The organism is Rhodococcus sp. EPR-134, from assembly GCF_001647205.1.
GTDB classification, from domain to species: Bacteria; Actinomycetota; Actinomycetes; order Mycobacteriales; family Mycobacteriaceae; genus Rhodococcus_F; species Rhodococcus_F qingshengii.
The window spans coordinates 1-2,551 of the sequence record NZ_LVCT01000692.1 but is presented as its reverse complement, the minus strand read 5'-3'; the positions used below and the strand labels follow the sequence as shown (position 1 = coordinate 2,551).

Here is a 2,551-nt window from a genome sequence, read left to right as displayed (position 1 = left end):
TCTTTCCCTGCGGATCGAGCACAGCGCGCCGGATGTAGTTCACCACCGTCGGATGCGTCGCGAGCATGTGCCGCACCGCCTCGTCTCGAGCGGCGGCGACCTGCGCTGGGGCGCCCTCGTCCGGCACAGAGGCGATCGCCAGAGCGTAATAGTCGACGACCAGTTGCTCGACGGCGACGCGTAGCCCGTCCTTGGTCTTGAAGTGGTGCTGCACCAATCCCACGGCGACCCCGGCGGCGGCGGCGACGGCGCGCATCGAGACGCGATCCTCGCCGCGCTCGGCGTAGAGGTCGAGCGCGGCGTTGCGAATGCGGGCCTTCGCGGTGAGGTCCTCGTCACTGGCGCGGGGGTCGGTCACAGAAATTGCCTCCTATCAGAGAAAAAAGCATACACCCTTGACATTAGACAGTACATGCGCATTAATGGCTATACATCAGTATAGTCAAAAAGGGGTTGATGATGTCGCAGTCGAGTTCGCTGCAGGGCGTGCAGGTGGTGTCGCTCGCGATCAATCTGCCGGGCCCGCTCGCCGCCGCGCGGCTACGGGCGCTGGGCGCCACCGTCACCAAGATCGAACCGCCGGCCGGCGACCCGCTGCGGGCCGTGGCGCCGACGTGGTACGACGAGCTCACTGTGGGCCAGCGGGTCGTGACCCTCGACCTCAAGGACCCCGCTGATCGGGCGGTGGCGGCGCGCGAGCTGTCGCGTGCCGACCTGATGCTCACCGCCATGCGCCCCTCGGCGCTGGTCAAGCTCGGCCTGGACGAGTTGACCGCGGCGAATCCGCACCTGTCGCATATCGAGATCGTCGGGCACGACGGGATCGCGGCGGAGCAGCCCGGCCATGACCTGACGTACCAGGCCCTGCACGGCACTCTCCAGCCGCCGACGATGCCGACCGTCCCGGTGGCCGACCTGCTCGGCGCCGAGCGCGCCGTGTCCGCGGCCCTGCTCGCCCTGCGCGTGGCCGCGGAGTCCGGCGTGGGACACCGCGAGCGGGTCGTCCTCGAACAGGCGGCCGCCGACGCCGGCGCCGCAGTTCGGCACGGTCTGATGGGAGCGGGCGCGCCGCTCGGCGGGGCGCATCCCGGTTACCGGATCTACTCCAGCTCCGACGGCCACGTCGCGCTGGCCGCGCTCGAGCCGCACTTCTGGGAGCGCGCCCGCGCCGGTCTCGGTGTCGAGGGCACCCAGGAGGAGCTCGAGCAGACGTTTCTTTCCAAGCCGACGCGCGAATGGGAGGAGGTCGCGAAGCGCCTCGACATTCCCCTGATCGGAATCCGCGATTCGGCACCCCGTAATTCAGCACAAGGAGCTTTGTCATGAGTGTTCGCGAGGCCGTTATCGTCGGCGCGGTCCGGACCCCGGTCGGCCGTCGCGGAGGGATCCTCAGCGCATGGCATCCGGTGGACCTGCTCGGGCAGACGCTGCGGGAGCTTGTGGCCCGCGCCGGCGTCGACCCCGCCGCGATCGAGGACGTCATCACCGGCTGCGTCATCCAGCACGATGTCCAGTCGGGCAATCTCGGCCGCCACGCGGTGCTCGCCGCCGGGCTGCCCGAGTCGGTCCCCGCGGTGACGATCGACCGCCAGTGCGGTTCAGGGCAGCAGGCGGTCAGCTTCGCCGCCCAGGCGGTGATGGCGGGTTCCCACGACCTGGTGATCGCCTGCGGCGTCGAGTCGATGTCACGGGTGCCGATGCCTCCGGCGTTCCTGCCCGGCGCGCCGCTCGGCCCGCAGTACAGCCCGCGCGAACTCGACCGCTACGACGGTGGGCTGATGGCGCAGGGCCCGTCGTCGGAGCTGATGAACGAGAGGTTCGACCTGAGCCGAGCGGCGTTGGACGCGTTCAGCGCTCGCAGCCACGAGCGGGCGCACGCCGCGACGCGGGCCGGGAAGTTCCGCGACCAGATGGTGCCGATCACCGCCGACCCCGACGACCCGACCGGTCCGGTCATCGACTCGGACGAGGGCATCCGCGAGCACATCGACCCCGCCAAGATGGCGAGCCTGAAAGCCGTGTTCGGCGCCGACGGGCGGACCACGGCGGCCAACTCCTCGCAGATCAGCGACGGCGCGGCCGCGCTGCTGATCGCCGACCGCGAGTACGCCGAGCGCAACGGCCTCATCCCACGCGCCCGGTTCCGCGCGCTGTCGGTCGCCGCCGCCGACCCGATCATCCAGTTCACCGCGATCCTCGACGCCGCCCACAAGGCGCTCGGCCGAAGCGGGTTGGCCGTCGAGGAGATCGACCTGTTCGAGGTCAACGAGGCCTTCGCCGGTGTGCCGCTGATCTTCCAACGGGAATTCGGCGTCCCGGACGACAAGCTGAACGTCAACGGCGGCTCCGTCGCCCTCGGCCACCCGCTGGGCTCGACCGGAGCCCGGATGCTCACCGACCTGCTCTGCGAACTCGAACGCTCCGGCAAGAGGTTCGGCTTGCAGACCGTCTGCGAGGCCACCGGCACCGCGAACGCCACCATCATCGAACGCATCTGAGGACGTCATGAGCCACGAGATCGTGAGGGGCCTGCCCTCCACCCACGGCGACC

At 69.9% G+C, this 2,551-nt stretch carries 3 protein-coding genes; 2 read left to right on the top strand and 1 reads right to left on the bottom strand.

The window, feature by feature from the left end; translation table 11 throughout:
• On the bottom strand, window positions 1-364 hold a 364-nt coding region (locus A2J01_RS30385; RefSeq protein ID WP_197494336.1), incomplete at its 3' end, for a TetR/AcrR family transcriptional regulator.
• 95 nt (window positions 365-459) lie between these two features.
• On the opposite strand from A2J01_RS30385, the gene A2J01_RS30380 reads away from it, so the two are divergent.
• The gene (locus A2J01_RS30380; RefSeq protein ID WP_011331218.1) at window positions 460-1,326 is read left to right on the top strand and encodes a CoA transferase; all 867 of its coding nucleotides are present in this window, start codon (window positions 460-462) and stop codon (window positions 1,324-1,326) included.
• Window positions 1,323-2,498 carry a thiolase family protein gene (locus A2J01_RS30375; protein ID WP_011331217.1) on the top strand — a complete coding sequence of 392 codons (1,176 nt, stop codon included), beginning with the start codon at window positions 1,323-1,325 and terminating at the stop codon, window positions 2,496-2,498. Before A2J01_RS30380 ends, A2J01_RS30375 begins: the two co-directional genes overlap by 4 nt.
• Window positions 2,499-2,551 lie beyond the last annotated feature (53 nt).